This is a genomic window from Streptomyces antnestii (assembly GCF_004005495.1).
In the GTDB taxonomy this organism is placed as follows: Bacteria; Actinomycetota; Actinomycetes; order Streptomycetales; family Streptomycetaceae; genus Streptomyces; species Streptomyces antnestii.
Genome location: NZ_RZYA01000001.1, coordinates 43,208 through 69,354 on the forward strand (window position 1 = coordinate 43,208; position 26,147 = coordinate 69,354).

The 26,147-nt window shown below is 70.1% G+C and carries 23 protein-coding genes; 15 read left to right on the forward strand and 8 right to left on the reverse strand.

Annotated elements, in window-relative coordinates; all coding sequences use genetic code 11:
• Nucleotides 1–53 precede the first annotated feature (53 nt).
• From EOT10_RS00170 to EOT10_RS00190, 5 genes are all read left to right on the forward strand, one after another.
• Nucleotides 54–815 carry an NUDIX hydrolase gene (locus EOT10_RS00170; protein ID WP_127825935.1) on the forward strand — a complete coding sequence of 254 codons (762 nt, stop codon included), beginning with the start codon at nucleotides 54–56 and terminating at the stop codon, nucleotides 813–815.
• Nucleotides 816–1,006: 191 nt separating this feature from the next.
• Nucleotides 1,007–3,070 carry an ATP-binding cassette domain-containing protein gene (locus EOT10_RS00175; protein WP_127825936.1) on the forward strand — a complete coding sequence of 688 codons (2,064 nt, stop codon included), beginning with the start codon at nucleotides 1,007–1,009 and terminating at the stop codon, nucleotides 3,068–3,070.
• A 162-nt stretch (nucleotides 3,071–3,232) separates the two neighbouring features.
• Entirely contained in the window at nucleotides 3,233–4,120 is an 888-nt protein-coding gene (locus EOT10_RS00180) for a FadR/GntR family transcriptional regulator (protein WP_189490924.1), read from the forward strand.
• A 468-nt stretch (nucleotides 4,121–4,588) separates the two neighbouring features.
• Nucleotides 4,589–6,121 (forward strand): RNA polymerase sigma factor, encoded by a 1,533-nt coding sequence (locus tag EOT10_RS00185; protein WP_127825938.1) that lies wholly within the window; start codon nucleotides 4,589–4,591, stop codon nucleotides 6,119–6,121.
• 176 nt (nucleotides 6,122–6,297) lie between these two features.
• Complete coding sequence (locus EOT10_RS00190; RefSeq protein ID WP_127825939.1) at nucleotides 6,298–7,128, forward strand: serine protease; 831 nt, start codon at nucleotides 6,298–6,300, stop codon at nucleotides 7,126–7,128.
• A 157-nt stretch (nucleotides 7,129–7,285) separates the two neighbouring features.
• Here EOT10_RS00190 and EOT10_RS00195 read toward each other — a convergent pair whose 3' ends face one another.
• On the reverse strand, nucleotides 7,286–7,516 hold the full coding sequence (locus tag EOT10_RS00195; protein WP_127825940.1) for a DUF7455 domain-containing protein: 231 nt from the start codon (nucleotides 7,514–7,516) through the stop codon (nucleotides 7,286–7,288).
• Between the two features lie 441 nt (nucleotides 7,517–7,957).
• Between EOT10_RS00195 and EOT10_RS00200 the strand changes: the two genes are divergently transcribed.
• From EOT10_RS00200 to EOT10_RS00225, 6 genes are all read left to right on the forward strand, one after another.
• The gene (locus EOT10_RS00200; protein WP_127825941.1) at nucleotides 7,958–10,093 is read left to right on the forward strand and encodes a DNA gyrase/topoisomerase IV subunit B; all 2,136 of its coding nucleotides are present in this window, start codon (nucleotides 7,958–7,960) and stop codon (nucleotides 10,091–10,093) included.
• 193 nt (nucleotides 10,094–10,286) lie between these two features.
• On the forward strand, nucleotides 10,287–10,811 hold the full coding sequence (locus EOT10_RS00205) for a DUF1453 family protein (RefSeq protein WP_127825942.1): 525 nt from the start codon (nucleotides 10,287–10,289) through the stop codon (nucleotides 10,809–10,811).
• Entirely contained in the window at nucleotides 10,808–11,968 is a 1,161-nt protein-coding gene (locus EOT10_RS00210) for a sensor histidine kinase (protein ID WP_127825943.1), read from the forward strand. The genes EOT10_RS00205 and EOT10_RS00210 overlap by 4 nt, the downstream gene beginning before the upstream one ends.
• Nucleotides 11,969–12,141: 173 nt before the next feature.
• Nucleotides 12,142–12,855, forward strand: coding sequence for a response regulator transcription factor (locus EOT10_RS00215; protein WP_127825944.1), 714 nt, complete (start codon nucleotides 12,142–12,144; stop codon nucleotides 12,853–12,855).
• 95 nt (nucleotides 12,856–12,950) lie between these two features.
• Complete coding sequence (locus EOT10_RS00220; RefSeq protein ID WP_127825945.1) at nucleotides 12,951–13,448, forward strand: DUF485 domain-containing protein; 498 nt, start codon at nucleotides 12,951–12,953, stop codon at nucleotides 13,446–13,448.
• The gene (locus tag EOT10_RS00225) at nucleotides 13,445–15,037 is read left to right on the forward strand and encodes a solute symporter family protein (RefSeq protein WP_127825946.1); all 1,593 of its coding nucleotides are present in this window, start codon (nucleotides 13,445–13,447) and stop codon (nucleotides 15,035–15,037) included. Before EOT10_RS00220 ends, EOT10_RS00225 begins: the two co-directional genes overlap by 4 nt.
• Before the next feature lie 99 nt (nucleotides 15,038–15,136).
• Here the strand turns inward: EOT10_RS00225 and EOT10_RS00230 are convergent, their stop codons facing one another.
• Entirely contained in the window at nucleotides 15,137–15,829 is a 693-nt protein-coding gene (locus EOT10_RS00230) for a response regulator (RefSeq protein ID WP_127825947.1), read from the reverse strand.
• 160 nt (nucleotides 15,830–15,989) lie between these two features.
• Here EOT10_RS00230 and EOT10_RS00235 point away from each other — a divergent pair, with 160 nt between their 5' ends.
• From EOT10_RS00235 to EOT10_RS00245, 3 genes are all read left to right on the forward strand, one after another.
• Nucleotides 15,990–16,805, forward strand: coding sequence for an ABC transporter ATP-binding protein (locus tag EOT10_RS00235; protein ID WP_127825948.1), 816 nt, complete (start codon nucleotides 15,990–15,992; stop codon nucleotides 16,803–16,805).
• Complete coding sequence (locus EOT10_RS00240; RefSeq protein ID WP_127825949.1) at nucleotides 16,795–17,664, forward strand: ABC transporter permease; 870 nt, start codon at nucleotides 16,795–16,797, stop codon at nucleotides 17,662–17,664. Before EOT10_RS00235 ends, EOT10_RS00240 begins: the two co-directional genes overlap by 11 nt.
• A gap of 74 nt (nucleotides 17,665–17,738) precedes the next feature.
• Entirely contained in the window at nucleotides 17,739–18,809 is a 1,071-nt protein-coding gene (locus EOT10_RS00245) for an ABC transporter substrate-binding protein (protein WP_127825950.1), read from the forward strand.
• Between the two features lie 18 nt (nucleotides 18,810–18,827).
• Here the strand turns inward: EOT10_RS00245 and EOT10_RS00250 are convergent, their stop codons facing one another.
• From EOT10_RS00250 to EOT10_RS00265, 4 genes are all read right to left on the reverse strand, one after another.
• Entirely contained in the window at nucleotides 18,828–19,508 is a 681-nt protein-coding gene (locus EOT10_RS00250; RefSeq protein WP_127825951.1) for a response regulator, read from the reverse strand.
• Nucleotides 19,505–21,226: a sensor histidine kinase gene (locus EOT10_RS00255; RefSeq protein WP_127825952.1), complete on the reverse strand. Its 1,722-nt coding sequence runs from the start codon at nucleotides 21,224–21,226 to the stop codon at nucleotides 19,505–19,507. The genes EOT10_RS00250 and EOT10_RS00255 overlap by 4 nt, the downstream gene beginning before the upstream one ends.
• Nucleotides 21,227–21,436: 210 nt before the next feature.
• A complete protein-coding gene (locus EOT10_RS00260) occupies nucleotides 21,437–22,390 on the reverse strand; it encodes a ferredoxin family protein (RefSeq protein ID WP_127825953.1) in 954 nt (317 codons plus the stop codon).
• 10 nt (nucleotides 22,391–22,400) lie between these two features.
• Nucleotides 22,401–23,693: a citrate synthase gene (locus EOT10_RS00265; RefSeq protein WP_189490930.1), complete on the reverse strand. Its 1,293-nt coding sequence runs from the start codon at nucleotides 23,691–23,693 to the stop codon at nucleotides 22,401–22,403.
• Nucleotides 23,694–23,789: 96 nt separating this feature from the next.
• Between EOT10_RS00265 and EOT10_RS00270 the strand changes: the two genes are divergently transcribed.
• On the forward strand, nucleotides 23,790–24,956 hold the full coding sequence (locus tag EOT10_RS00270; RefSeq protein ID WP_127825955.1) for a citrate synthase/methylcitrate synthase: 1,167 nt from the start codon (nucleotides 23,790–23,792) through the stop codon (nucleotides 24,954–24,956).
• A gap of 51 nt (nucleotides 24,957–25,007) precedes the next feature.
• On the opposite strand, the gene EOT10_RS00275 is transcribed toward EOT10_RS00270, so the two are convergent.
• Together EOT10_RS00275 and EOT10_RS00280 are read right to left on the reverse strand one after the other, a co-directional pair.
• The gene (locus EOT10_RS00275) at nucleotides 25,008–25,244 is read right to left on the reverse strand and encodes a hypothetical protein (RefSeq protein WP_127825956.1); all 237 of its coding nucleotides are present in this window, start codon (nucleotides 25,242–25,244) and stop codon (nucleotides 25,008–25,010) included.
• A 134-nt stretch (nucleotides 25,245–25,378) separates the two neighbouring features.
• Nucleotides 25,379–25,930 carry a DUF6082 family protein gene (locus EOT10_RS00280; RefSeq protein ID WP_223280682.1) on the reverse strand — a complete coding sequence of 184 codons (552 nt, stop codon included), beginning with the start codon at nucleotides 25,928–25,930 and terminating at the stop codon, nucleotides 25,379–25,381.
• Nucleotides 25,931–26,147 lie beyond the last annotated feature (217 nt).

Consider the following 26,147-nt stretch of genomic DNA (forward strand, 5'->3'; position numbering starts at 1 on the left):
CCTTCGATCGCGAAGGGAGTGTTTATCGTCAGGAAGACGACTATGATCGCGGCATGTCGCCCTACGACCCGTCGGCCTTCCCGCCCTTCGCAGTCACCGTCGACCTGGTCGTGCTGACCGTGCGCCGTCACGCGCTCTGTGCGCTCGCGGTACGGCGTGGCGAGCCGCCGTTCCAGGGGCGTTGGGCGCTGCCCGGCGGCTTCGTGCGGGACGACGAGGACCTGTCGTCGGCGGCGGCACGCGAGCTGATCGAGGAGACCGGACTCATCGCCCACGACCCGGCGGACCCGGACCAGGTCAACGGCGCGCACCTGGAACAGCTCGCCACCTACGGCGACCCCAAGCGCGACCCGCGTATGCGTGTGGTCAGCGTCGCCCACCTGGCCCTCGCGCCGGATCTGCCCGCGCCGCGTCCCGGCGGGGACGCGCACAGCGCCCGCTGGGCACCCGTGGAGGAGCTGCTGAACGAGGAAGGGTACGGGCGCGAGGGGGAGCAGCCGGCGCCCCTGGCCTTCGACCACGCGCAGATCCTCGCGGACGGCGTGGAGCGTGCCCGCTCGAAGATCGAGTACTCGTCGCTCGCGACGGCGTTCTGCCCGCCCGAGTTCACCGTCGGCGAGCTGCGGCGCGTGTACGAGGCCGTCTGGGCCGTCTCGCTCGACCCGCGCAACTTCCACCGCAAGGTGACGGGCACCCCGGGCTTTCTCGTACCCACCGGCGGGACCACCACGCGGCAGGGCGGCAGGCCGGCCCAGCTCTTCCGGGCTGGAGGCGCGACGCTGCTCAACCCGCCGATGCTGCGCCCCGAGGTGTGACCCAGACCTGACCTGGCCTGACCTCCGGGCTCTCCTCGCCCGCGCCGCGCGAGGAACACCCGAGGCCCGCACCCTGCCCGAAAAGACACAAATATCGCGTTATCTTGCTGCGGTACCCACGGGGTTCGTCCGTCCCCGCCCGGCGGACGGGTCCCGGCCGCCGAGCGGTCGCACATCTTGCGAGAGAAGCGATGATCCAGGCCTTCGGACTGACCAGCAACCCCCGCCAGGAGCTCCCGCCCGCTGTCGACGACGTGTCCTTCGAGGCGCCGACGGGTCGCGTCACGGCGCTGCTCGGCGCCCGCGCGTCCGGCAAGACGACCGCGGTGCGGTTGATGCTCGAACTCCAACAAGGCCGTGGAATCACGCATTTCAGAGGCCGTCCGCTGCACCGCATCCCCCATCCCTCGCGTGAGGTGGGGGTGCTGCTCGGTGAGGTCCAGGGGCATCCGTCCCGCACGGTGCGCGGACAGCTGCGCATGCTGTGCGCGGCCGCCGGCGTATCCGTCCGGCGCGCGGACGAAGTCCTGGAAGTCGTCGGCATCGTCAGCCTCCGTGATCAGCGACTCGGAATGCTCTCGCGTGGCATGGACCGGCGCCTCGGCCTCGCCTGCGCGTTGCTCGCGGACCCGCACACGCTCGTCCTCGACGGGCCCGCCGACGTGCTCTCGGCGCGCGAGGCGAAGTGGCTGCACGGAATCCTGCGGGCGCACGCGTCGCTGGGCGGCACGGTCCTGTTCACCACCGACGACGCCAAGGAGGCCGCGCGGACCGCGGACCGCGTGGTCACCCTCGAGGAAGGGCGCGTCATCGCGGACCAGGACGTCGCGGACTTCGCCCGCACGCGGCTGCGCCCCCGCGTCGCCGTCCGCAGCCCGCACGCCGCCCGGCTCGGCGTCCTGCTGGCCAAGGAAGCGCGCGCGACCCAGCGCTCTGTCGAGGTCGTGAACGAGGACGGCAACCGGCTCTCCGTGTACGGCAGTAACTGCGCGGACATCGGAGAAACGGCGTTCCGTCACAGCATCCTGGTCCATCAACTCGCCGACGAGGTCGGGGACGCCGGGCCCACGGCGGACATCCTGGCGCGAGCGCTCCCTCAAGGCGTCACCGGCGCGGAACCTTCCATCGCGGAACTCTCCAGCGCACAACACTCCAGTGCGCAGGCTGTCAGCGCCGACCACGCCAACGAGGTGCTTCCTGGCGAGGTGCTTTCCCGCGAGGTCCTTTCCTGCGAGGCGCTTGCCGGCACCGATGCAGCCGTGTCACAGACGCAGCCCATCGACGTCCTGCACCTGGCGGAGCCCCCGTCTCCCGACGCGACCCAGGCCGACCCACCGGCACACGCCTCAGCCACCCCGGAGGACCCGCACCCCACCCCCCGCGCCACCTCGGCCGTCACCACCACTCCGGCCGTCACCACCACTCGGGCAGTCCCCCCACCTTCCCCCCTCCCCCCGCTCCCGCCCCCCATCACGATCCGCCCGGCACGCAGCCCGCTCCGCCCGTTGCGCTACGAGGTCCGCCGGGCGACGGGCATCGCCACCGGATACCTCACCTCGGCCGTGGTCCTCGCCGTCTCCGCCGTCCTCGCCCTGCTCATCGCGCGGACCGGGCACGCCCCGCAGTCCCGCCTGCTGGCCGCCTGGCCCCAGGAGCTGCCTCTCCCGCCCGCGGCTCTCGGTGCGGGTCTGCTCGGAGCCTTCGCGTTCGGCGACGAATTCCGGCACCCCGCCCTCGCGGCCGACCGTGGCACCGTCCCGCGTCGCCTGGGGCTGCTCTGCGCGAAACTCGTCGTCGCGTCGGCCACCGCCCTCTCGCTGGCCTTCGCCGTCGTCGCCTCAGACGCGATGCTGCTCCACCTCGTATACGGAGAAGAGCTCACCGAAGTTCCCGCCGACTGGCTTTCGACGAGCGCGAGTTGGCTCGCACTCGTTGTGGGCTGTGCGTGGGCCGGGGTATTGGCCGCAGGCGTCTTCCGGTCCACAACGGCCGGGCTGGCCGCCGTACTCGCCGTGCCGATCGTCGTCGTACCCCTCGTACAGAAGGCCTTGACGGGGCCTTCTGTACGAACCGCTGCCGGGCTTCCGGCGCGACTTCGTGATCTGGCGCTCGTGCACTGGCCGTTCGGAGGCGAGCGTTTTCTGGCGGCGGGACTGCGGATGATCGCCCAACCCGTGGGTGGCGCCCTGATGTTGTCGGTGACCGCTCTGCTCTGCGCTTATCTGCTCACAGTGCTGCGTCCCAGGGCTCAGTGACGACCAACCGGCATGATCTGGTCCGGCCTCGCCCACAACTCCTCGAAGATCGCCCAATTCCGTCTGATAAGGCGTCAATTGCGACGAGGTAAGCGATCACCCTTTCGTGTGCTTTTCACCAAAGACCTCAAGGGACTTGGGGGCGGCGCCGACAACAGATCCGTGAGTACCCTTGCGCACACCATGATGACCACCGCCCGCTCCGCCGACTCCGGCCTGGCCGGCCCGGGCGAACTCGACCGTTACCCCTATGGGGAGGCCAGTGGCGCCGACCGTGTCGGCGCCCCCGTGTGGGATGTCGCGGATCAGGATCTCGGCCGGATGGGGCGGCGCGCCGCCGGCAGCCGCGGCCGCGGCCTGCACGGCCAACTCGTCCAGCAGCTGGGCCAGATGATCGTTTCCGGGGACCTCGGCGCGGACCGCCCGCTCGTCCCCGAGGAGATCGGCCAGCGATTCGAGGTGTCCCGCACCGTCGTCCGTGAGTCGCTCCGCGTCCTCGAGGCCAAGGGCCTGGTCAGCGCCCGCCCCAATGTCGGCACCCGCGTCCGCCCCGTCAGCGACTGGAACCTGCTCGACCCCGACATCATCGAATGGCGCGCCTTCGGTCCGCAGCGCGACGATCAGCGCCGCGAGCTGAACGAGCTGCGCTGGACGATCGAGCCCCTCGCCGCGCGGCTCGCGGCCGGGCACGGCCGGGACGACGTCCAGCAGCGGCTCACCGACATGGTCGAGATCATGGGGCACGCCCTGGGGCAGGGTGACCCGATCACCTTCGCCCGCGCCGACGCCGAGTTCCACTCCCTGCTCATTCAGCTCGCGGGCAACCGCATGCTGGAACACCTGTCCGGCATCGTCTCGGCGGCCCTCCAGGTGTCCGGTGGGCCCGTCACGGGCTGCGACCGTCCGAACGAGACGGCCGTCGCGCACCACGCCCGGATCGCCGACGCCCTCGCCGCGGGTGACGGCCCGGGCGCCGAGGCGGCCATGCGCCAGCTGCTCACCGTCCACCCCGATGCCGAACGTGTGGTCCCCGGGCCCCGCGAGCACTGACGGACTCCGCGGCGCTCCGGCGTCTCGCCGCCGAGCCCCGGTGTCCGACGCGCCGCACGGCCGGTGTCCGACGCGCCGCACGGTCCGGGCGTGCCCACCACCGTCCCGCACGTGTCGCCGGATCGCGCCTGATCCCCCGGGACCCGGCGTGATCCGGCGACACATGTGTGGGCCATGGGTTCCTCCGGGTCGAGCTGGGTACCCGAAGAGTGGCCACATTTGACCGTATCCATTAGTTTTTGATCGCTTACGGGGTGTGACTCGGGCCACGCAGATTGGGCGTAACGCTCCTCGGAACAGCGCGATGACCTAAGAGGTGACAGCCGAGGAGGGAATACAGCAGCCGTGCATGGCGCTGTGCATCTTCCCGGTCCCCGCCCGCGACGTCGACTCATCCCCAAGTCGGCGGTCGTCGGCCCCGGTCCTCACAGGACGGGGCCGGAAGCCGTTTTCCATCGTTCCGAGAGGTTGTTCGTGTCGGCCAGCACATCCCGTACGCTCCCGCCGGAGATCGCCGAGTCCGTCTCTGTCATGGCGCTCATTGAGCGGGGAAAGGCTGATGGCCAGATCGCCGGCGACGACGTGCGCCGTGCCTTCGAGGCCGACCAGATTCCGGCCACTCAGTGGAAGAACGTTCTGCGCAGCCTCAACCAGATCCTCGAGGAAGAGGGTGTGACGCTGATGGTCAGTGCCGCGGAGCCGAAGCGCCCCCGCAAGAGCGTCGCAGCGAAGAGCCCGGTCAAGCGCACCGCCACCAAGACCGTCGCCGCCAAGACGGTCACGGCGAAGAAGGTCGCTGCCACGGCCACCCCCGAGTCGTCGGCCGTCGCGGCCGACGCTGAGGACGCCGAACCCAAGAAGGTCGCAGCCAAGAAGACGACGGCCAAGAAGGCCGCCGCGAAGAAGACCGTCGCCAAGAAGGCCGCGACGAAGAGGTCCAAGAAGGACGACGAGCTCGACGACGAGGCCACCGAGGAGACCCCCGGTACGGCCAAGGCCGAAGGCGAGCCCGGCGAGGAGGGTGCGCAGGGCTTCGTCCTGTCCGACGAGGACGAGGACGACGCGCCCGCGCAGCAGGTGGCCGCGGCCGGCGCCACGGCCGACCCCGTCAAGGACTACCTGAAGCAGATCGGCAAGGTCCCGCTGCTCAACGCCGAGCAGGAGGTCGAGCTCGCCAAGCGCATCGAGGCCGGCCTGTTCGCCGAGGACAAGCTCGCCAACGCCGACAAGCTCGCGCCGAAGCTCAAGCGCGAGCTGGAGATCATCGCCGAGGACGGCCGCCGCGCCAAGAACCACCTCCTGGAGGCCAACCTCCGTCTGGTGGTCTCCCTGGCCAAGCGTTACACCGGCCGCGGCATGCTCTTCCTGGACCTGATCCAGGAGGGCAACCTCGGTCTGATCCGCGCGGTCGAGAAGTTCGACTACACCAAGGGCTACAAGTTCTCCACGTACGCGACGTGGTGGATCCGCCAGGCGATCACCCGCGCCATGGCCGACCAGGCCCGCACCATCCGTATCCCGGTGCACATGGTCGAGGTCATCAACAAGCTCGCGCGCGTGCAGCGCCAGATGCTCCAGGACCTGGGCCGCGAGCCCACTCCGGAGGAGCTGGCCAAGGAACTCGACATGACCCCGGAGAAGGTCATCGAGGTCCAGAAGTACGGCCGCGAGCCGATCTCGCTGCACACCCCCCTGGGTGAGGACGGCGACAGCGAGTTCGGTGACCTCATCGAGGACTCCGAGGCGGTCGTGCCGGCCGACGCGGTCAGCTTCACGCTCCTCCAGGAGCAGCTGCACTCCGTCCTCGACACCCTGTCCGAGCGTGAGGCGGGCGTCGTCTCGATGCGCTTCGGCCTCACCGACGGCCAGCCGAAGACCCTCGACGAGATCGGCAAGGTCTACGGCGTCACGCGTGAGCGGATCCGTCAGATCGAGTCCAAGACGATGTCGAAGCTGCGCCACCCGTCGCGCTCGCAGGTTCTGCGCGACTACCTGGACTAGTCGTCGACTGCCTGGACCAGTCGTCATAGCCCGGACGCGTTCCGGGCGACAGACAGTGCGTCACCGAAGGGTCCGGCCCCCGTACGGGAGCCGGACCCTTCGGCGTGCTCGTGTGCATGACGCACGAAGTTCGCTCACGCTGGGTGTGTCGATACAACCCAGAGTGAGGACACCGTATGCGTCGTCCCTTCGCCCGAACGCTGTTCCGGGCGCCTGCCCTGCTGGCGGCGGCGGTCTTGCTGCCATTGGCCACCCCCGCCTCAGTGGCGGCGGACAGTGTGGTCATCGGGGGCAGGCCGGTCCATGTGGCCGACAGTCCGTGGGTGGTCGCGCTCTCCAGTCGTGACCGGTTCGGGGGTACGCGGGCCGGTCAGTTCTGCGGGGGTGTCGTCGTCGGGCGGTCCACCGTCGTGACCGCCGCCCACTGCCTCAGCGAGGAGGTTCTCGGCACCGCGCTGCGCGCCGTGGGCGATCTCAAGGTCATCGCGGGGCGTGACGACCTGCGGACCCGCGCGGGTGCGGAGATCCCGGTGCGTCACATCTGGGTCAACCCCGACTACGACCCGGAGACCAACTCCGGCGATGTGGCGGTCATCACACTCGAAACGCCGCTGCCCGGGCGCTACGTGATCCCTATGGCGGCGTCCGGGGATGCGGCCTACAAGGTCGGCACCGGCGCGGAAGTGTACGGCTGGGGTGACACCTCAGGAACGGGTGACTACTCAAATACGCTGCGCGCCGCCGACGTGCATGTTCTGGGCGACTCCGTATGCAAGGAGGCCTATCCGGGCAGCGCTGACGGAGCGTTCCGCGCCGACACCATGCTGTGTGCCGGAGAGGCGCAAGGTGGGCGGGACGCCTGTCAGGGGGACAGCGGTGGCCCGCTCGTGGCGCAGGGGCGCCTGATCGGGCTCGTGTCATGGGGGAGCGGCTGTGGGCGCCCTGGGCGTCCCGGCGTCTACACCCGGGTGTCGGAGGCCATGCGGGTCATGCCGACGCCTGTCTGACGCCTTCAAGGCGCTTTGCGGGCGTAGGCCCGCCGCTGAGCGCCAGGGGGGCCTCAGTGCAAGCAGGATACGAGGACGGGCGGCCGCCCCTGTGGTGCAGGGGCAGCCGCCCGTTGAACCGGCCTGGGCCGGAGCTGGCTCGTCGTGGTGCGAGGCGTCAGCGTTCCTCGGTCTCGGCGCTTACCGGAACGGCGGTCAGGCGCTCCGTCTCGTCCTGTATCTCAGCGGCGATCTTCTTGAGTTCCGGCTCGAACTTGCGGCCATGGTGGGCGCAGAAGAGCAGTTCACCACCGCTGATGAGGACAACGCGCAGGTAGGCCTGGGCGCCGCAACGGTCACAGCGGTCAGCGGCCGTCAGCGGGCTCGCGGGGGTCAGAACAGTAGTCACGTCGCCTCTTCTCTAGCTCGACGAGCTGTCGTACCAGGGTCAACATCCAACCAGGCCGAAAACGTTCCCGCTCGTGGCTTTTCCTCGAAAAATCTTTCCGAGGGGCTGTCTGCTGCCGGTTGGCGGCGAATGTGCCGTATTGCGTCTCTTACGTGTCTTACGGGTTCGCGCGTTCCGTCAGGTCAGTCCTTGCCGGCTGGCTTGCCGGTTTGTTCATGAGGACGTGCCCGGAGCCTAAATGGTTCATGCCTCGAAGGGAACGTGATGTGTGCTTCACCCCATCGAGGGATCGAACACGCATACGATGCTGGACTAGTCTGGGCAGAGGGCGAGGGTGGCGTTACAACGGCTCTACCAGGCCTCGGTACCCTCTGAGCGGCGACCGAAGCCAGCCCCTTACCCAAAAGGGTCTCAAGTGAAATTCAGCGAGGAGCGAACTGCGTGACCGCCGAAACGTCCGTGCCGTCCACAGCGCTGCTGACCGGAGCAGGCGGCATCGTGGACAAGGACAGTTCCAACTACACCGCGCGGCACCTGCTCGTCCTTGAGGGGCTCGAGGCCGTACGCAAGCGCCCCGGTATGTACATCGGGTCGACGGACAGCCGTGGCCTGATGCACTGCCTCTGGGAAATCATCGACAACTCCGTCGACGAGGCCCTCGGAGGCTATTGCGACCACATCGAGGTCATCCTCCATGACGACGCCTCCGTAGAGGTGCGGGACAACGGCCGTGGCATCCCCGTGGATGTGGAGCCCAAGACCGGACTCTCCGGGGTCGAGGTCGTCATGACCAAGCTGCACGCGGGCGGCAAGTTCGGCGGAGGCTCCTACGCGGCCTCCGGCGGCCTGCACGGCGTGGGCGCCTCCGTGGTGAACGCGCTCTCCGCGCGGCTCGACGTCGAGGTCGACCGCGGTGGGAACACGCACGCGATCAGCTTCCGGCGCGGCGTCCCCGGCGCCTTCGCCAAGTCCGGCCCCGATGCGACGTTCGACTCCTCCGCGCGCCTGAGCAAGGTCAAGCGGATCCCGAAGACGCGCACCGGCACGCGCGTGCGCTACTGGGCCGACCGCCAGATCTTCCTCAAGGACGCCAAGCTCTCCCTGGAGAACCTGCACCAGCGCGCCCGCCAGACCGCCTTCCTCGTGCCCGGCCTGACCATCGTCGTGCGCGACGAGTACGGGCTCGGTGACGGGGGCAGCAAGGGTGAGGAGTCCTTCCGCTTCGACGGCGGAATCAGCGAGTTCTGCGAGTACCTGGCGGCCGACAAGCCGGTCTGCGACGTCCTCCGCTTCTCCGGTCAGGGCACTTTCAAGGAGACCGTCCCCGTCCTGGACGACCACGGTCAGATGACGCCGACCGAGGTCACGCGCGAGCTGGGCGTGGACGTCGCGATGCGCTGGGGCACCGGCTACGACACGACCCTGCGGTCGTTCGTCAACATCATCGCCACCCCCAAGGGCGGCACCCACGTGAGCGGCTTCGAGCGCTCGCTCACGAAGACGATGAACGAGGTGCTGCGCGCCCAGAAGCTCCTGCGCGTCGCCGAGGACGACGTCGTCAAGGACGACGCTCTGGAGGGCCTGACGGCCGTCGTCACGGTGCGTCTCGCCGAGCCGCAGTTCGAGGGGCAGACCAAGGAGGTCCTTGGCACCTCGGCGGCCAACAGGATCGTCGCGAACGTCGTCGCCAAGGAGCTCAAGGCGTTCCTGACGTCCACCAAGCGCGACGCGAAGGCGCAGGCCCGCGCCGTCATGGAGAAGGCCGTCGCCGCCGCCCGTACGCGGATCGCGGCCCGCCAGCACAAGGACGCGCAGCGCAGGAAGACGGCCCTGGAGTCGTCGTCGCTGCCCGCCAAGCTCGCCGACTGCCGCAGCGACGACGTGGAGCGCAGCGAGCTCTTCATCGTCGAGGGGGACTCCGCGCTCGGCACCGCCAAGCTCGCGCGGAACTCCGAGTTCCAGGCGCTCCTGCCGATCCGCGGCAAGATCCTCAACGTCCAGAAGTCGTCCGTCTCGGACATGCTGAAGAACGTCGAGTGCGGCGCGATCATCCAGGTCATAGGAGCAGGGTCGGGGCGGACCTTCGACATCGACGCCGCGCGCTACGGCAAGATCATCCTGCTCGTCGACGCCGACGTCGACGGAGCGCACATCCGTACGCTGCTGCTGACCCTCTTCCAGCGCTACATGCGGCCGATGATCGAGGCGGGTCGCGTGTTCGCCGCGGTGCCGCCGCTGCACCGCATCGAACTCGTGCAGCCGAAGAAGGGCCAGGACAAGTACGTCTACACGTACTCGGACCGCGAGCTGCGCGAGACGCTCCTCGAGTACCAGCGCAAGGGGGTCCGCTACAAGGACTCGATCCAGCGCTACAAGGGCCTCGGCGAGATGGACGCCGACCAGCTGGCCGAGACCACGATGGATCCGCGCCACCGCACGCTGCGCCGCATCAACATCGGTGAGCTGGACGCCGCGGAGCAGGTCTTCGATCTGCTGATGGGTACGGACGTGGCGCCGCGCAAGGAGTTCATCAGCAGCTCGGCCGCGACCCTCGACCGGTCCCGGATCGACGCCTAGGGGCGACCCTGACGCCGGCTCCACCCGTGGGTGGAGCCGGCTGATCCACCCACGATCCACCCCAGCTCCGATCCCGTGAACTGGCCTTTTCCGTAACTTCGACTGCATCGGTCGACGTCGCACGGCGTCGCCCGCGGCAGTCATCGAAAGCTCTCGGAAGCTTTCGGAAGTTCTCGGTCAATCGGAGGCCGTCATGTCCGGGTTCACCAACGTGCTGGTGATCATCGCTGTCGTCGTGCTGGTGGTCGCGCGCCAGTTCACGGCGCAGCAGATCACCGCGGACAAGCGCTGGTGGGTCGTGCCCGCCGTGCTCGTCTTCATGGCCGTGCGCAAGCCGGATCTCCTCGACCCGTACCACCAGGCCCTGTCGGCCGCACTCATAGGCCTCGAACTGCTCGTCGGGCTCGCCATCGGCGCCGGCTGGGCCTGGACCACCCGGCTCTGGACCGCACAGGACGGCGCCGTGTGGAGCAGGAGCACCAAGGCGAGCGGCGCCGTCTGGATCGTCGGCGTGGCGATCAGGGTCGGTCTCTACGCCGCCGGTGCGGCCTTCGGCGTCAAGCAGGGCAGCGCCGCGCTCATGCTCGCCCTGGCGGCCACACTGCTGGTCCGCTCCGGAGTCCTCGTCTGGCGCGCGCAGTCCTTGCGGCCCGCACCCCAGGAGGCCACGGCGTACGGTGACGGCGTGCGCGTGCCGACGTGGAAGGACCGTGTGTGACGCCGGGAGCCTGGACCAGCTGGCCCTCGCGGGAGGCGCTCTCCCGCGAGGGACTCACACGGGCCCGGCGGGTCCTCGCCCGCGTCGTACGGGGCGTCGCGCTCACCGCTCTGGTGTGGAGCGCCGCGGCCGAGCGAGGCGTGCACGGCTGGACCCTCGCGCTCGCGCCGATCGTGCTCATCGCCTGCGGAGCCGCGGCCGTCGGATTCTTCCGGACCACTCTGGACCACATGCTGTGGCCCTCGGTGGGCCTGCTCGCCCTCCTGATGGGCGGGGCGTTCCTGGCGGAGCAGACCGGATTCAGAGGGCCGGCGCTCGTGCTCTGGTGCGGCTGCGCCGTCTCCGCACTGGAGCGGCTTCCCCTGACCGCGGCCATTCCGCTCACGGCCGGCGCGCTCACCGGGTTCGCGATCCTCAACAACGACGCCTGGTTCACGACGGCGGTCACCACCGTAGGACTCTGCCTGGCCGGTTACGTCCTGCGCCTGGACGCGGAGGCCAGGGGGAACGCCCAGCGGCTGCTCCGCCAGGAGCGGGCGGCGCGGGCCGCTGAGGCGGAGTCCGCCGCGCTGGCCGAGCGGGCCCGGATCGCCCGCGAGATCCATGACGTCCTCGCGCACAGCCTGTCCGCCCAGCTCGTCCACCTGGAAGCGGCGCGCCTGCTCATCGAGCGCGGAGCCGACCTCGGCCAGATCCATGAGCGGGTCGTCGCCGCCCGCGCCATGGCCCGCGACGGCCTCACCGAAACGCGCCAGGCACTCTCGGCGCTCCGAGGCGAGATGACCCCGTTGGAGGATTTCCTGCGCGAGCTGGTGGCTGCGGACGGCGCGACGGTCTCGGTCGAGGGGGAGCGGCGCCCGCTGTCCGTCGAGGCGTCACAGACGGTACGCAGAGTCGCCCAGGAAGCCCTGACGAACGTGCGCAAGCACGCGCCCGGCGCGAAGACCCAGGTCAGACTCGAGTACGGCACCGACGAAGTGACCCTCGACGTAAGGGATTCGGGCCCGGGCGCGTGCTTGCGCACGGGAGAGCTCGGTGTCAGTGGCTCCGGCTACGGTCTGTTGGGGATGAGGGAGCGTGCGGAGCTGCTGGGCGGCACGCTGGAGGCAGGGCCGTGCGAGGAGGGTTTCGCAGTGACGCTGAAGGTACCCGTATGAGCGGGACGAACCCTGGGGCGGACAGGACGACGGACCCGGGAGTGAACCGGACGGACCCTGGCGCGAAGGCGACGGATCCTGGTGTGAGCGGGGCGGATCCGGGGGCGGACAGGACCGACCCGGGGACGAGTGGGGCGGACCCGGAGACGAGCGGGACGGACCCGGGGGCGAGCGTGGCCGATCCCGGAGCCGGTGCGCGGACCGGCCGAGCGGGGCGCAAGGACGCGAGAGTGGTCGTCGCCGACGACCAGACGGTCGTGCGTGAGGGCATCGTCATGCTGCTCGGGCTGCTGCCGGGCATCGAGGTGGTCGGTTCGGCCGCCGACGGTGACGAGGCCGTCGCGCTCGTCGCCCGACTCGCCCCGGACGTCGTCCTGATGGACCTGCGCATGCCGCGCTGTGACGGCGCGGAGGCGACGCGGCGCATCCGGTCCCAGTACCCCGGCACCCAGGTCGTCATCCTCACCACCTACGCGGACGACGAGTCGCTGTTCCCCGCGCTCAAGGCCGGCGCCCGTGGATATCTGACCAAGGACGCGGGCGGCGACGAGATCGTGCGGGCGGTCGAGGACGTGCTGTCCGGCGACGCGGGGCTGTCCCCGAAGATCCAGCGCCGGCTCCTGGAGCGGCTCTCGGAGCCCGCGCCGGCTCCCGCCCCCACGGAGCCGCCCGACGGGATCACGGCGCGCGAGGCGGAGGTCCTGGGGCTCATCGCCGAGGGGCTGAGCAATCAGGAGATCGCCCGCACCCTGCATGTCTCGACCGCGACGGTGAAGACACACATCAACAACCTCTTCGCCAAGACCGGCCTCAAGGACCGGGCCCAGGCGGTGCGGTATGCCTATCGGCACGGCCTGGTTCAGCCCCCGGGGTCGGCCATCACCTAATGGGGTGAAGGGATGTGGGAGAAGAGTCCGGGATCTTCCCGATCTGCCCATCCTTGGGCTCGCGGCCTAAGTGGCTCGCGGACAAGGAGAGTTCGGTGGAGAAGCACGACGGGCGCGAGGTGGCGCAGACCCGGGCCGGTGATCGCGGTGTGCTCGGCGATCCCTGGTACGACGCGCTGGCCTCTGGGTGGGGCGAGTTGGACGGCACGGGGGCACCCGCCCCGGCCGTACCTCCCCAGACCACGCCCCCGGAGCGGAGCGCTGCCGCGATCTATCTGGAAGTGCAGCGCAGCGCGGCCTTCCAGGAAGTGCGCAGCCGCTACCGGAGGTTCGTCGTTCCGGCCGCCGCCGTGTTCTTCGCCTGGTACCTGGCGTACATCGTGGCGGCGACGACGGCTCCCGGCCTGATGGACCGGCCCGTCGCGGGCGCGGTGAACGTGGCGATGCTGGCGGGACTCGGACAGTTCCTCAGCACCTTCCTGCTGACATGGCTGTACGCGCGCCACGCACGGTTGCGGCGGGACCGTGCGGCTCTCGAACTGCGCTGGGACACCCAGGAGATGACCCGAGTGCTCGGGGGTGGCCGGCGGTGACCGGGAACCACCAGACGCTGGCGTTACTGCTGTTCAGCGCGTTCGTCGCCGTCACACTCGGCATCACCACCTGGGTGAGCCGCAACAGACATGGTTCCGCGGAGGAGTTCTACGCGGGCGGCCGGCTGTTCTCCCCCATGGAGAACGGTTTCGCCATCGCGGGCGACTACATGTCGGCCGCCTCCTTCCTCGGCATCTCGGGCCTGATCGCGCTCTTCGGTTACGACGGCCTGCTCTACTCCGTCGGGTTCCTCGTGGCCTGGCTCGTCGTGCTGTTCCTGGTCGCCGAACTGGTGCGCAACTGCGGCCGGTTCACGCTCGCCGACGTTGTCGCGGCCAGGATGCGGGAGCGCCCGGTGCGGATCGCGGCGGGAACTTCCTCGGTGACGGTGTCCGTTCTCTATCTGGTGGCGCAGATGGTGGGTGCGGGCAGCCTGGTCGCGCTGCTGCTCGGCGGTACCGGCGGAGCCGTACAGGCGTGGACCGTCGTCGGTGTCGGCGGGCTCATGGTCGTCTATGTGTCGCTGGGAGGGATGCGTGCCACCACCTGGATCCAGATCGTCAAGGCGGTCCTGCTCATGGGCGGGGCGATCACCCTCACCGTGCTCGTCCTGGTCCGTTTCCACGGGGACTTCGACGAACTGCTGCGTACGGCCGCGCAGCGCAGCGGGCACGGGGCCCACTTCCTCGCGCCCGGACTGAAGTACGGCGGTGACTGGACCGCGCGCCTCGACTTCATGAGCCTGGGGCTCGCCCTCGTCCTGGGCACGGCCGGCCTGCCGCACATCCTGTCGCGCTTCTACACCGTGCCGACGGCCCGGGCCGCCCGGCGCTCGGTCATCTGGTCCATCGGGCTCATCGGCAGCTTCTACCTGATGACCATCGTCCTCGGGTTCGGCGCCGCGGCGATCGTGGGCTCCGATGCCGTACGCGGTTCGAACGCGGCGGGGAACACGGCGGTCCCGCTGCTCGCGCTCGACCTGGGCGGCGGCCCGGACTCGACAGGGGGAACGGTTCTGTTCGCGGTGGTCGCGGCCGTCGCGTTCGCCACGATCCTCGCGGTCGTCGCCGGGATCACGCTCGCCTCCTCGGCCTCCGTCGCCCACGACCTGTACGCGTCCCTGCGCCGTCCCCATGCCAAGCAGCGCAGCGAGGTCGCCGTGGCCCGCGTCGCCGCGGTGGGCATCGGTGTGGTCGCGATCGCGCTTGGTCTGCTCGCCCGTGACCTGAACGTGGCGTTCCTCGTGGGCCTCGCCTTCGCCGTGGCGGCCTCCGCGAACCTGCCCGTCCTGCTCTACTCCCTGTTCTGGCGGGGCTTCACCACCCGCGGCGCGGTGTGGTCCGTGTACGGCGGGCTCGGCCCGGCCCTGTTCCTGGTGATCCTCTCCCCGGTGGTGTCCGGCAGCCCGACCGCGCTGTTCCCCGGTGTGGACTTCCAGGTCTTCCCGCTGGAGAACCCCGGCCTCGTCTCGATCCCCCTCGGCTTCCTCGCGGGCTGGCTCGGCACGGTGACGTCGCACGAGCCGCCGGACGAGGCCAGGTACGCCGAGACGGAGGTGCGTGCGCTGACGGGAGCGGGAGCCGTCTGAGCGCAGCACCGTACGGCCCCGGCGCGGGCACGGTCCTCCTTCCTCCAGGCCCGTGCCCGCGTTCGGTCGTCCAGAGCGCTCAGCGCCCCTTCGGGCGCGTCAGGGCGCCACCCACACGTAGCGGTGCTCGGGGCGCCCGGTGTCCCCGTACTTGAGCGACAGGCGCAGCCGGCCCGACTGTTCCATGTGCCGCAGATACCGCTGTGCCGTGGACCGGCTCAGGCCCGTCTCCGCCGCGACCTCGTGGGCGGACAGCGGATGGTCGGCACGGTGCAGGACGCCGCAGATGAGATCCGTGGTCGGCTCGGACTGCCCGCTCGGCAGGCCGGGCGACGCCGGCAGCGGCAGAGCCCGTAGCGCACCGAAGATGCGGTCGACCTGCTCCTGACCGGCCGCGCCACGGCCACTCACCCGGTCGACGGTGCGGCGCAGCGCCGCGTACGAATCGAGCCGCGAGCGCAGCGCGGCGAACGTGAACGGTTTCACGAGGTAGTGCAGGGCACCCTGTCGCATCGCCGCCTGCACCGTCGACACGTCACTCGCCGCCGTGATCATGATGACGTCGGTGTTGTGGCCGTTCTCCCGCATCCGGTGGGCGAGTTCGAGGCCCGTCATGTCGGGCAGGTAGTGGTCGAGCAGCACGAGGTCGATCCGCTGGCGCTCCACGGCCGCCAACGCCTGCGCGGCGTTGTGGGCACGGGCGGCCACCCGGAAGCCGGGAACCTTCCCCACGTACTTCGCGTTGATCTCGGCGACACGGAAGTCGTCGTCCACGACCAGGACGTCAATCATCGGGCCTCTCTCCCTCAAGCCCAGGCGAGCTGTTAAGCCCGTGTTTCGGCTCAGCTGTTGTAGCGCGAGCAAAACGAGCACAACAGCCTCTTGCAAGCAGAAGTCCGCCTTGCGCCCAGAAGACTGATGCGGTGTCCCAGCTCACATCTACCTTCCCGCCATGAGCACAGACACCGGCCCCGCCATCGAACTGCGGGGCGCGAGCAAAACCTTCAGGACGCCGTCGGGCGGCCTGCACACCGCGGTCCGTGAGCTCGATCTCACCGTCGGACGCGGTGAGTTCGTGGCCGTCGTCGGCCCCACGGGCTGCGGAAAGTCGACCACCCTCACCCTCGTCAGCGGCTTGGAAGAGCCCACCGAGGGCGAGGTCCTGGTGGCCGGCGAACCCGTCGAGGGAGTCGGCGACAAGGTCGGATTCGTGTTCCAGCAGGACGCGACCTTCCCCTGGCGGACCGTGCTGTCCAACGTCATGGCGGGCCCGCGCTTCCGCGGCGTCCCCAAGGCCGAGGCGAAGGCCAAGGCCCGCGAGTGGCTGGCCCGCGTCGGGCTCGCGTCCTTCGAGGACCGCTACCCGCACCAGCTCTCCGGAGGCCAGCGCAAGCGCGTCGCGCTCGCCGCCACGTTCGTCAACGACCCCGAGATCCTGCTCATGGACGAGCCGTTCTCGGCCCTCGACGTGCAGACCAGGGCCCTGATGTCGGACGAGCTCCTGGAGCTGTGGGAGGGCACCGGCGCCTCGGTCGTCTTCGTCACCCACGACCTGGAGGAGTCCATCGCGCTGGCCGACAAGGTCGTCGTCATGACGGCCGGCCCGGCCACCGTGAAGCAGGTCTTCGACATCGACCTGCCCCGCCCCCGCAAGGTCGAATCGGTACGCCTGCTGCCCGAGTTCATCGACATCTACCGCGAGATCTGGGAGTCGCTCGGCGAAGAGGTCCGCATCACGCGCGAGAGGGGTGCCGCCGATGTCGCCTGAGGCCGCCACCACCCTGCCCGTCACCGGCACCGACACCACCAAGGCGGGCCGTGCCGTCACCAGGGCCCGCGCGGCACGCCGGCGCAAGCTCCTGATCGGCGGAGCCCGCGTCCTGCTCCTCGTCGCCGTCCTCGGCCTCTGGGAAGCGCTGTCGCGCGCGGCCGTCATCGACCCGTTCAACTTCTCCATGCCGTCGAAGATCTGGGACCAGATCTGGACGTGGACCACCCACGGCACGGCCCTCGGCTCGCTCGGCGAACAGGTCTGGTTCACGCTCCACGAAGCGCTCGTCGGCTGGATCATCGGCGTGATCGCGGGTGTGGTCTTCGGCATCGCGCTCGGACGCATCACGTTCCTCGCCGACGTCCTCGGCCCCTACATCAAGGTCCTCAACTCGATCCCGAGGATCGTGCTCGCCCCGATCTTCGTGATCTGGTTCGGACTCGGCCCGGCCTCCAAGGTCGCCTCCGCCGTCGTCCTGGTGTTCTTCCCGGTGTTCTTCAACGCCTTCCAGGGCGCCCGGGAAGTCGACCGGAACCTCGTCGCCAACGCCCGCATCCTGGGCGCCAGCGACCGCCGAGTGACGCTTCAGGTCGTCATCCCGTCCGCCACGTCATGGATCTTCACCAGCCTGCACGTGAGCTTCGGCTTCGCGCTGATCGGCGCCATCGTCGGCGAGTACATCGGCGCCACCAAGGGTGTCGGCCTCCTCGTCGCCCAGTCCCAGGGCACGTTCAACGCGGCCGGTGTGTACGCGGCGATGGTCATCCTCGCCGTCGTGGCACTGCTGGCCGAAGGGCTCCTGACCTTCGCCGAACGCCGCATCTTCCGCTGGAAGCCGGCGGACTCGGACAGCTGACCGCCCCGTATCGCTTCCTGCTTCTCCTTCCCCGCACCGCTCTTCCGACCCTCTTCACAAGGACGTGAACCACCATGCGTAAGACCGCGCGGCTTTCGGCCCTCGCAGCGACCGGCCTGCTGGCCCTCTCCTCGCTCACGGCGTGCGCCAACGACGCCGCCGGCACGAGCCACAGCTCGGGCAACGACAAGGCGGGCGGCAAGGGCGAGAACGTCAAGATCATGGTCGGCGGCCTGGACAAGGTCATCTACCTGCCGGCGATGCTCACGGACCGGCTCGGCTACTTCAAGGACGAGGGTTTGAATGTCCAACTCCTGAGCGAGCCCGCGGGTGTCCAGGCCGAGACGGCCCTCGTCTCCGGCCAGGTCCAGGGAGCCGTCGGCTTCTACGACCACACGCTCGACCTGCAGGTCAAGGGCAAGTCCGTCGAGTCCGTCGTGCAGTTCTCGCGAGCCCCGGGCGAGGTGGAGATCGTCTCCAACAAGGCGTCGAAGGCCATCTCGTCGCCCAAGGACTTCAAGGGCAAGAAGCTCGGCATCACGGGCCTCGGCTCCTCGACGGACTTCCTCACCAAGTACCTGGCGGTCAAGAACGGCGTCCAGCCGAGCGAGTTCTCGCCGGTCGCCGTCGGCGCGGGCCCGACGTTCGTGTCCGCCCTCCAGAAGGGCTCGATCGACGGCGGCATGACGACCGACCCGACCGTCGCCACGATCCTGGACAAGAAGCTCGGCAAGGTCCTCATCGACATGCGGACCCCGGAGGGCTCCCAGAAGGCACTCGGCGGCCCGTACCCGTCGTCGAGCCTCTACATGCAGACGGACTGGGTCAACAGCCACAAGCCGACGGTCCAGAAGCTCGCCAACGCCTTCGTCAAGACGCTCAAGTGGATGTCCACGCACAGCGCCGACGAGATCGCCGCCAAGATGCCCGCCGACTACTCCCAGGGCGACAAGAAGCTGTACGCCGAGGCGATCAAGGCCACGCTGCCCATGTTCACGACGGACGGCGTGATGCCCCAGAACGGTCCCGAGACTGTTGAGAGCGTCCTCAAGGCGTTCAACCCGAACATCAAGAACGCCAAGGTCGACCTGAGCAAGACGTTCACCACGGAATTCGTCGACAAGGCAGCCAAGGCCGCCGGCTGACGGACCTTCGTACGCCGCTCAGGTGCGGGTCGCCCAGACATAACGATGTTCTGGGCGGCCCGCATCGCCGTATTTGAGGGTCAGCCTGGCGCGCCCCGTGCGCTCCAGAAGCTTCAGATAGCGCTGTGCCGTCTGCCTGCTCAGCCCGGTGTGCTCCGCGACCTCGAGCGCCGAGAGAGGGCCGTCCGCGTCCACCAGCGCCCTGCGGATGAGCTCCGCCGTGCTGAGGGAGTGCCCCTTGGGGAGATCCGGCTCGGAGTCGGCCGAGAGAGCGCCGAAGATCCGGTCGACCTGGGCCTGCTCGGCCTCCCCGCCGCCGTCCAGGGTGCGGCGCAGACCCGCGTACGCCTCCAGCTTGGCGCGCAGGCCCGCGAACGCGAAGGGCTTGACCAGGTACTGCAGCGCGCCGAGCCGCATCGCGGCCTGCACGGTGGACACGTCCCGGGCCGCCGTCACCATGATCACGTCGGTCAGATGGCCGCGGCGGCGGATCTCCTGCACGGTCGCGAGCCCCGTCTCGTCCGGCAGATAGTGGTCCATGAGGATCAGGTCGATGTGGGGCTGCGTCTCCACCTCCCGCAGGGCCTCAGCCGCGCTGTGCGCCTCGGCCACCACGTGGAAGCCGGCCACCTTCTGTACGTAGGCAGCGTTGACCCGCGCGACGCGGACGTCGTCGTCGACGACCAGCACTTCGATCACCGCGGGTCCTCCTTCGTAGCAGTGGCAGTGGCAGTAGTAGTGGCAGTAGGAGTTGTTGTTGTGGGGGCTGCAGGTGGGGGCGCCTCGGTGGTCTCCGTCGCGAGGTCCGGGTCCGTCAGTGCCTCCGGGAGGACGACGACGAACTCGGCGCCGCCACCGTCCGGTTCGGCGACGTGGACACTGCCGCCCTGACGTTCCGCGAGTCTGCGCACCAGGGGGAGACCCAGGCCGCGCTTCCCGTGCGACGGCAGCTTCTTGGTGGACCAGCCGTCCGTGAAGATCAGCTCCCGGCGGGCCGCCGGGACTCCCGGCCCCGTGTCCCGCACCCGAAGCTCCACGGTACGGTCGTCGGCCCGCACATCGACCTCCACGCGCGCGTGGAGGGTGCCCGCGACCGCGTCCACCGCGTTGTCGACCAGGTTCCCGACGATTGTGACGAGTCCCCGCGGGTCGATCAACCGGTCGGGGAGCAGCGTCGTGTCGGAGATCCACAGGGCCACGCCGCGTTCCGCCGCCACGGTCGCCTTGCCGACCAGAAGCGCCGCGAGCAGCGGGTCGTGCACCTTCTCGGTCACCTGCTCCGCGGTCGCCCGGTGGTCGCCGACCACCTCGCCGACGAACTCCACGGCGTCGTCGAACATCTCCAGTTCGAGCAGACCGAGCAGTGTGTGCATGCGGTTGGCGTGTTCGTGGTCCTGGGCGCGCAGGGCGTCGATCAGGCCGCGCGTCGAGTCCAGTTCCCGGCCCAGCTGTTCCAGCTCGGTGCGGTCCCGCAGGGTCGCCACGGCGCCGCCGTCGTCCGTGGGCATGCGGTTGGCGATGAGGACGCGCTGGCCGCGGACCGTCAGCAGGTCCGTGCCCGTGGCCCGGCCCGACAGCACATCTGTCGTGCGGCCGGGGCCGAGCGCGTCGTCGAGCGACTGCCCGATGACCTCGTCACCGATGCCGAGGAGTCGGTGCGCCTCGTCGTTGAGAAGCCGGATCCGGCCGCTCCGGTCAAGGGCGACGACCCCTTCGCGGATGCCGTGCAGCATGGCCTCGCGCTCCGACAGCAGCGCCGAGATGTCGGAGAAGGCCAGGTCACGGGTCTGCCGCTGCACGCGGCGTGAGATCAGGTAGGCGGCCAGGGCACCGACGGCGAGGGCTCCGCCCGCGTAGGCGAACAGACCGGGGATCGCGTGGATGAGCCGCGCTCTGACGCTGTCGTACTCGATGCCTACGGAGACGGCGCCCACGATGTCGCCCTGTGCGTCGCGCAGGGGCACCTTTCCTCGCGCCGAGCGTCCGAGGGTGCCGCTGTCGATCTCCATGACCGCGTGGCCCGCGAGCGCCTCGCTGGGGTCGGTGGAGACGACCCTGCCGACCTCACGCGGGTCCGTGTGGGACCAGCGGACGCCTTCCTTGTTCATGATCACGACGTACTCGGCGCCACTGGCCTTGCGGATCCGCTCGGCCTCCCGCTGGACGGGGCCGTCGACCGTGGGGCGCGAGTGCCGCAGATCCTCGGCGATGCTCGGCTGGGCCGCGGTGGTCTGCGCGATCGCGAGCGCGCGGCGCATCGCCTGATCGTCCAGCTGGTTGCTGAGCGGCGCGAGGAAGAGCCCGGTCGCTAGCACGGCCACTCCGGCGGCGATCGCCACCTGCATGAGCAGCACCTGCGCGAAAACGCGTCGCGGCAGTCCGAGGCGTAGTCGGCGCGCGGGGGGAGTGGGGCTCATACGAAGAACGGTACGGGGGCGAGCGGGGTACTCCGTAGCGGATGTGGTGGGGATCTCGCGGGGGGACGGTCGCGGGGCGGGGTGGAGGAGGCGGTGGGGTGGGCGCGACCTTCGGGGCCGCAGCACCTCGCGTGGTCCCGGCCTCGCGTCCTCGTGCGTCAGGTCTCGCGGAGTGGCCCCCCGCGTCGCGGCCCGGCGGGTCCGACCGGCTCAGCCCTGGGTACCGACGGTTGTCGTGTGGGTCTGTGTGCCGCCGGGGGTGACCTCGTCCACCGCCAGTACGTCCATGCGCGCGGGAGTGCCCAGTACGGCGCCGCAGCTCTCGGGGCGGGGAGGCAGCGACGCCCCCTGCGCGACCGTGACGCGCCAGCGGCGGCCGTCCGTGTGGGCGACGGTGACCTCCCAGCGCGGAGCCCCGCCCTCCGTGCCGACGACGCTCAGGACCCCGGCGGCATCGACACCGGCCGACGTCCGCACGGCGAGCTCGGCGGCCTGCCCCGGACGCTCCCACGCGGAGTTCCCACGGCACCCGCCCGTGACGACGCGGCCCGCGCGGACCGCGTCGAGGACGGCCCTGACGTGGGCGGCGTCGGCACGCCCGTACGCGTATCCGTACGGCAGGACGAGGAGCGTGGGGGAGAAGCGGTGGCCGCCCAGGTGGGTGACCTCCCAGATGCCGTCCTGCCCGGATTCCGTGAGGTCGGCGGCGAGTGGCCGGCCCAGGAGGGCGCAGCAGCGGTCGCGTTTGCCGTTGGTGCAGACGAGAGCGAGAGGCGCGCCCTCGTGCGGCGCACCGAAGCCGCGGTGATCGCCCGCTCCCAGGGCGGCGAAGTCGAGGGCGAGCAACTCCTCCGGAGAGTCGGTCATGGTGCCGCGCAGCCATGTGTTTCCCGGAACGGTGTGGGCCACATACACATGGCGACGGAAGCCGGCGGCATGACGGTCGGCGTGCCGGCCCGGGCGCCGGATGAGGGCGACGCGCACGCCCGTCCCCTCCGCGGCCGTCTCCAGGGCCCGGCCGAGCTCCGGGTCCAGATGGCTGGACGTCAGCGCCTTCGCACCCCAGGGGCCCGGTTGCTCGATCAGCAGCCAGGTCCTCGCGGTGGCGGCGGTCCCCGCGAGAGGCTCGTTCAGATCCCGCGAGGCGGTCGCACACGTACTCACACAGGGGAGCCTAACCCCGCTCTTCCGGCAGCGGACCGTGCGGTGTGGGAAGCGGCTGCGGCGGGCGCAGCCCCACGTACTGGCCGCTCGGCCGCATCCGCAGCGGGCGCTCGCCGTACTCCTCCAGGGCGTGGGCGATCCAGCCCGCGGTCCGGGCCACCGCGAAGACGGTCTCACCGGCCTCCGCGGGCATCCCGCACGTGACGGTGAAGACCGCGAGGGCGAGGTCGACGTTGGCGTGGAGGTCCGTGTGACGGGCGGTCGTCGCCACGACGTCCCGGGCCGCGGCGAGCGCCGAGTGGGCCTTGGGGATCTCTTCGAGGAGGGCGAACAGGGCCTGGGCCCGCGGGTCCTCGCCCCGGTAGAGGCGGTGTCCGAGGCCCGGCACGCGCCGTCCGGCCCGCAGTTCGTCCGCCACCACGGGAGCCGCGTTGCCGCGGTCGAGCACGTCGAGGAGCATGCGGTGCGCGAGACCGCTGGCGGCGCCGTGGAGCGGACCCTCCAGGACGCCGAGGCCCGCGGACACGGCCGCGTACGCGTGGGCGCGCGCCGACGCGGCGACGCGCACGGCGAGAGTCGACGCGGCGAGATCGTGGTCGACGAGCAGCGCAAGTGCCGTGTCCAGGGCGCGCAGTGACGGGTCGTCGGGTTCGTGCCCGGTGAGGCGCCCCCAGAGGCGCTGGGCGAGCGGGCCGCCGTCGCGGTGCGTGTGCCGTACGGGCGGCAGGGCGGCCACCAGCGTGGGGATGAGGGTGCGGGCCGTGCCGAGCACGGCCTCTTCGGAGAGGTCGAAGCGGAGCGGGTCGGCGACGGCCGCGGCCACCGCGGCGACCCGCAGGCGGTCGACGGGGCTGCTGTGCTCCGGCAGCGCTCCCACGGCGCGCCGGGCCGCGGTGAGTGACTGCCGCGGCGCGGTGAACTGAGTTCCCGGCCGCATCACCCCGGTCCACAGCCACTCGGCGACCTCTTCGTAGGTGTGGTGCGCGGCGAGCTCGGCCGCGTCGACCCCCCGGAAGTAGTAGCGATCCGTGTCGATCAATGTGATCCGGGTCCGCACGGACAGCTCGTCCGGGGCCGAACCGGCCGCCGGTTCCCGCTTGTTGCGCTGCGCGAGCGCCGCCACCTCGTCCGCGTCGAACGTGCTGCCGCGGGAGCCGGGCCCGGCTCGGCGACTGCTCAGCTGACCGCGGCTCACGTAGGCGTACACGGTCTCGGGCTTCACGCCCAGAAGTTCGGCGGTCTCCTTGGTGCTGAGTCGCCGGGCGTCCCGCGCGGGCGGGGGTGCGGGCTCGTGATCGGTCATGGGCGTCACCGTATCCGGATCGCTTGTATTGATTCAATCAATATTGACAGCGTATTAGTCAAGAGTGGACAGTCGAATCAAGTCCAGGGAGGAAACATGTCGATCAACGGGACCACGGCCGCCCCTGTCGACGTACCGCGGGGACTCGCGGGCGTCGTCGTCACCGACACCCGATTGGGTGACGTCAGAGGGCGTGAGGGCTTCTACCACTACCGCCAGTACTCGGCCGTCGAGCTCGCGCAGACCCGCGGTTTCGAGGACGTGTGGCACCTGATGATCCACGGCGAGCTGCCGGACGCCGCACGGTCAGCGGCCTTCGCCGCGCGTACCGCGACCCTGCGCCGGCTGCCCGACGACGTACGGGCCGCGCTGCCCGTGATCGCCCGAGCCGGCGCACTCTCCGGCCCGCTCGCCGGGCTCCGCAGCGCCCTCTCGCTCTTCGGCGCCTCGCAGGGCTTCCGGCCCGTGTACGACATCGATGACGAGCGGCGCCGCGAGGACACCCTCGCCGCCACGGCGGTCGTGCCGACACTGCTCACTGCGCTGCACCGGCTGGGTGAGGGCCTCGAACCGGTCGAGCCCCGCGACGACCTGTCGTACGCGGCCAACTACCTCTACATGCTGAGGGGTTCGGAGCCGGACCCCGCCCACGCCCGTGCCGTCGAGCAATATCTGATCTCAACCATTGACCACGGGTTCAATGCGTCAACCTTCACGGCGAGGGTCATCACGTCGACCGGTGCGGATGTCGCCGCCTGTCTGGTGGGCGCCGTCGGGGCGCTCTCCGGACCGCTGCACGGCGGTGCGCCGAGCCGCGCGCTGGACACGCTCGACGCGATCGGCACGCGGGACCGTATCGACGGATGGATCCGTGAGCGGGTCCTCGCGGGCGACCGGATCATGGGCTTCGGGCACCCCGTCTACCGCACGGAGGACCCGCGCTCGCGCATGCTGCGCGGCATCGCCCAGCGGTTCGGCGGACCCATGGTGGAGTTCGCCGTCGAGGTCGAACGCCGGGTGGAGGCGATCCTCGCGGAGCTCAAGCCGGGACGGGAACTGCACACGAACGTGGAGTTCTACGCGGGCGTGGTCATGGAGCTGTGCGGGTTGCCCCGCGCGATGTTCACCCCCACGTTCGCCGCTGCGCGCGTGGTGGGGTGGAGCGCGAACATCCTTGAGCAGGCGCGTGATTCGAAGATCATCCGCCCGGCGGCACGTTATGTCGGGCCGACGGCTCCGGTTCCGGTGCCGGTGATGCCCTGAACGCGCTGGAGCCCGGCCCCTTGCAGGGACCGGGCTCCGGAAGTGAGGGGCCTAGGCGTCCGGGATGTCCGCCTTGGCGCGCACGAGCGTCTCACGGCTGACGATCACGATGCGCTCGTAGTCGGCGCGCGACGCGTCGGCGGGGAGCTCTTTGTCGAGCTCGGCGGTGGCCTCCGTGCCGATAACGGCGAAGTTGCCGTCGCTCAGCTCGAACACGTCAGGGCAGTTCGCGCCTGAGGTACTGCCACGGACGTGCGGGGGTACACCGATACGGCGCACGATCTTCAAGGGATACCGATCCTTGGGGGCATAGTTCCGGCCAGAGGCCGTCAGGCTAATGCGACCCCTTGTGTGTCGTCTGTACCGGCGGCAGTGTTTCTCGCGCGACTTGAAGATGACTCGTCTGGACGACAGTCGAGGAGTCAGCTTGGCGGCGGATCGCCGACCACCCACCACACATCGGTGTCCGCCTCCTCGAGTTCCTCCAAGAGGTGCTCCGCGAGGTCGCCGAGCTGAGCTTCGTCGGATGAATGAGGCAGGGTCGCCCGGTTGTGCCGAGTGGCTCGCCAGTATTCGACGAAGACCTCGCTCTGAAACAGGTCGCGTAGGTGCCCTACCAGCTGCTCCTGGTCGAGGAGGCCCGCCTGTTGCAGATGGAAGAGATTGACGTACCAGGCGTTCGCGTAGAAGTACTGGCGCAGCTTCTCCAGCGGAACCTCCGCGCTGTAGGTGTTGATCACGGCCGCGAGTGAAGGGTCGTCGATGGCCTTGACCAGGAGTGCCCAGTGCATGCCCTGCTGATGAGCCCGGGCCCTGCGGCGCTGCGCCACCTCGTCCCGTTCCAGCTGCTCGACGCGGATCCGTAGCTCCTCGCGGCGTTGTTGCATGGTGAGGGCCAGCGTGGCCCCGCCGAGGGCGAACCCCACCAGTGCGGCGGCACTCAGTGCGCGTATCCCATTACTTTGTGTGGCCATGTCAACCCCCGGTTCAGGCGACCGTCCGCCGGTCGTCGGGTGCGGGGCGACGGGAAAGGGACCGGCGAGCGGTGGGCGGCGCGCTAGCCGCCTCCCAGGTTGCCGAGCGGCGCTGATCGGCTGGGAGGCGGAGAGGAGGCGCACGGGGAACAGGGGTCGCTCGCCCGGGCGCCATGCCTGTCGTGTGCCCCGCCCGCGACGCTAACAATCGTTCACT

What these genes read in the sequence shown, in the direction of transcription:
- EOT10_RS00170 (WP_127825935.1), top strand. Translation starts at nt 54, where the DNA reads ATGTCGCCCTACGACCCGTCGGCCTTCCCGCCCTTCGCAGTCACCGTC.
- EOT10_RS00175 (WP_127825936.1), top strand. Translation starts at nt 1,007, where the DNA reads ATGATCCAGGCCTTCGGACTGACCAGCAACCCCCGCCAGGAGCTCCCG.
- EOT10_RS00190 (WP_127825939.1), top strand. Translation starts at nt 6,298, where the DNA reads ATGCGTCGTCCCTTCGCCCGAACGCTGTTCCGGGCGCCTGCCCTGCTG.
- EOT10_RS00205 (WP_127825942.1), top strand. Translation starts at nt 10,287, where the DNA reads ATGTCCGGGTTCACCAACGTGCTGGTGATCATCGCTGTCGTCGTGCTG.
- EOT10_RS00230 (WP_127825947.1), bottom strand. Translation starts at nt 15,829, where the DNA reads ATGATTGACGTCCTGGTCGTGGACGACGACTTCCGTGTCGCCGAGATC.
- EOT10_RS00235 (WP_127825948.1), top strand. Translation starts at nt 15,990, where the DNA reads ATGAGCACAGACACCGGCCCCGCCATCGAACTGCGGGGCGCGAGCAAA.
- EOT10_RS00240 (WP_127825949.1), top strand. Translation starts at nt 16,795, where the DNA reads ATGTCGCCTGAGGCCGCCACCACCCTGCCCGTCACCGGCACCGACACC.
- EOT10_RS00245 (WP_127825950.1), top strand. Translation starts at nt 17,739, where the DNA reads ATGCGTAAGACCGCGCGGCTTTCGGCCCTCGCAGCGACCGGCCTGCTG.
- EOT10_RS00255 (WP_127825952.1), bottom strand. Translation starts at nt 21,226, where the DNA reads ATGAGCCCCACTCCCCCCGCGCGCCGACTACGCCTCGGACTGCCGCGA.
- EOT10_RS00265 (WP_189490930.1), bottom strand. Translation starts at nt 23,693, where the DNA reads ATGACCGATCACGAGCCCGCACCCCCGCCCGCGCGGGACGCCCGGCGA.
- EOT10_RS00270 (WP_127825955.1), top strand. Translation starts at nt 23,790, where the DNA reads ATGTCGATCAACGGGACCACGGCCGCCCCTGTCGACGTACCGCGGGGA.
- EOT10_RS00280 (WP_223280682.1), bottom strand. Translation starts at nt 25,930, where the DNA reads ATGGCCACACAAAGTAATGGGATACGCGCACTGAGTGCCGCCGCACTG.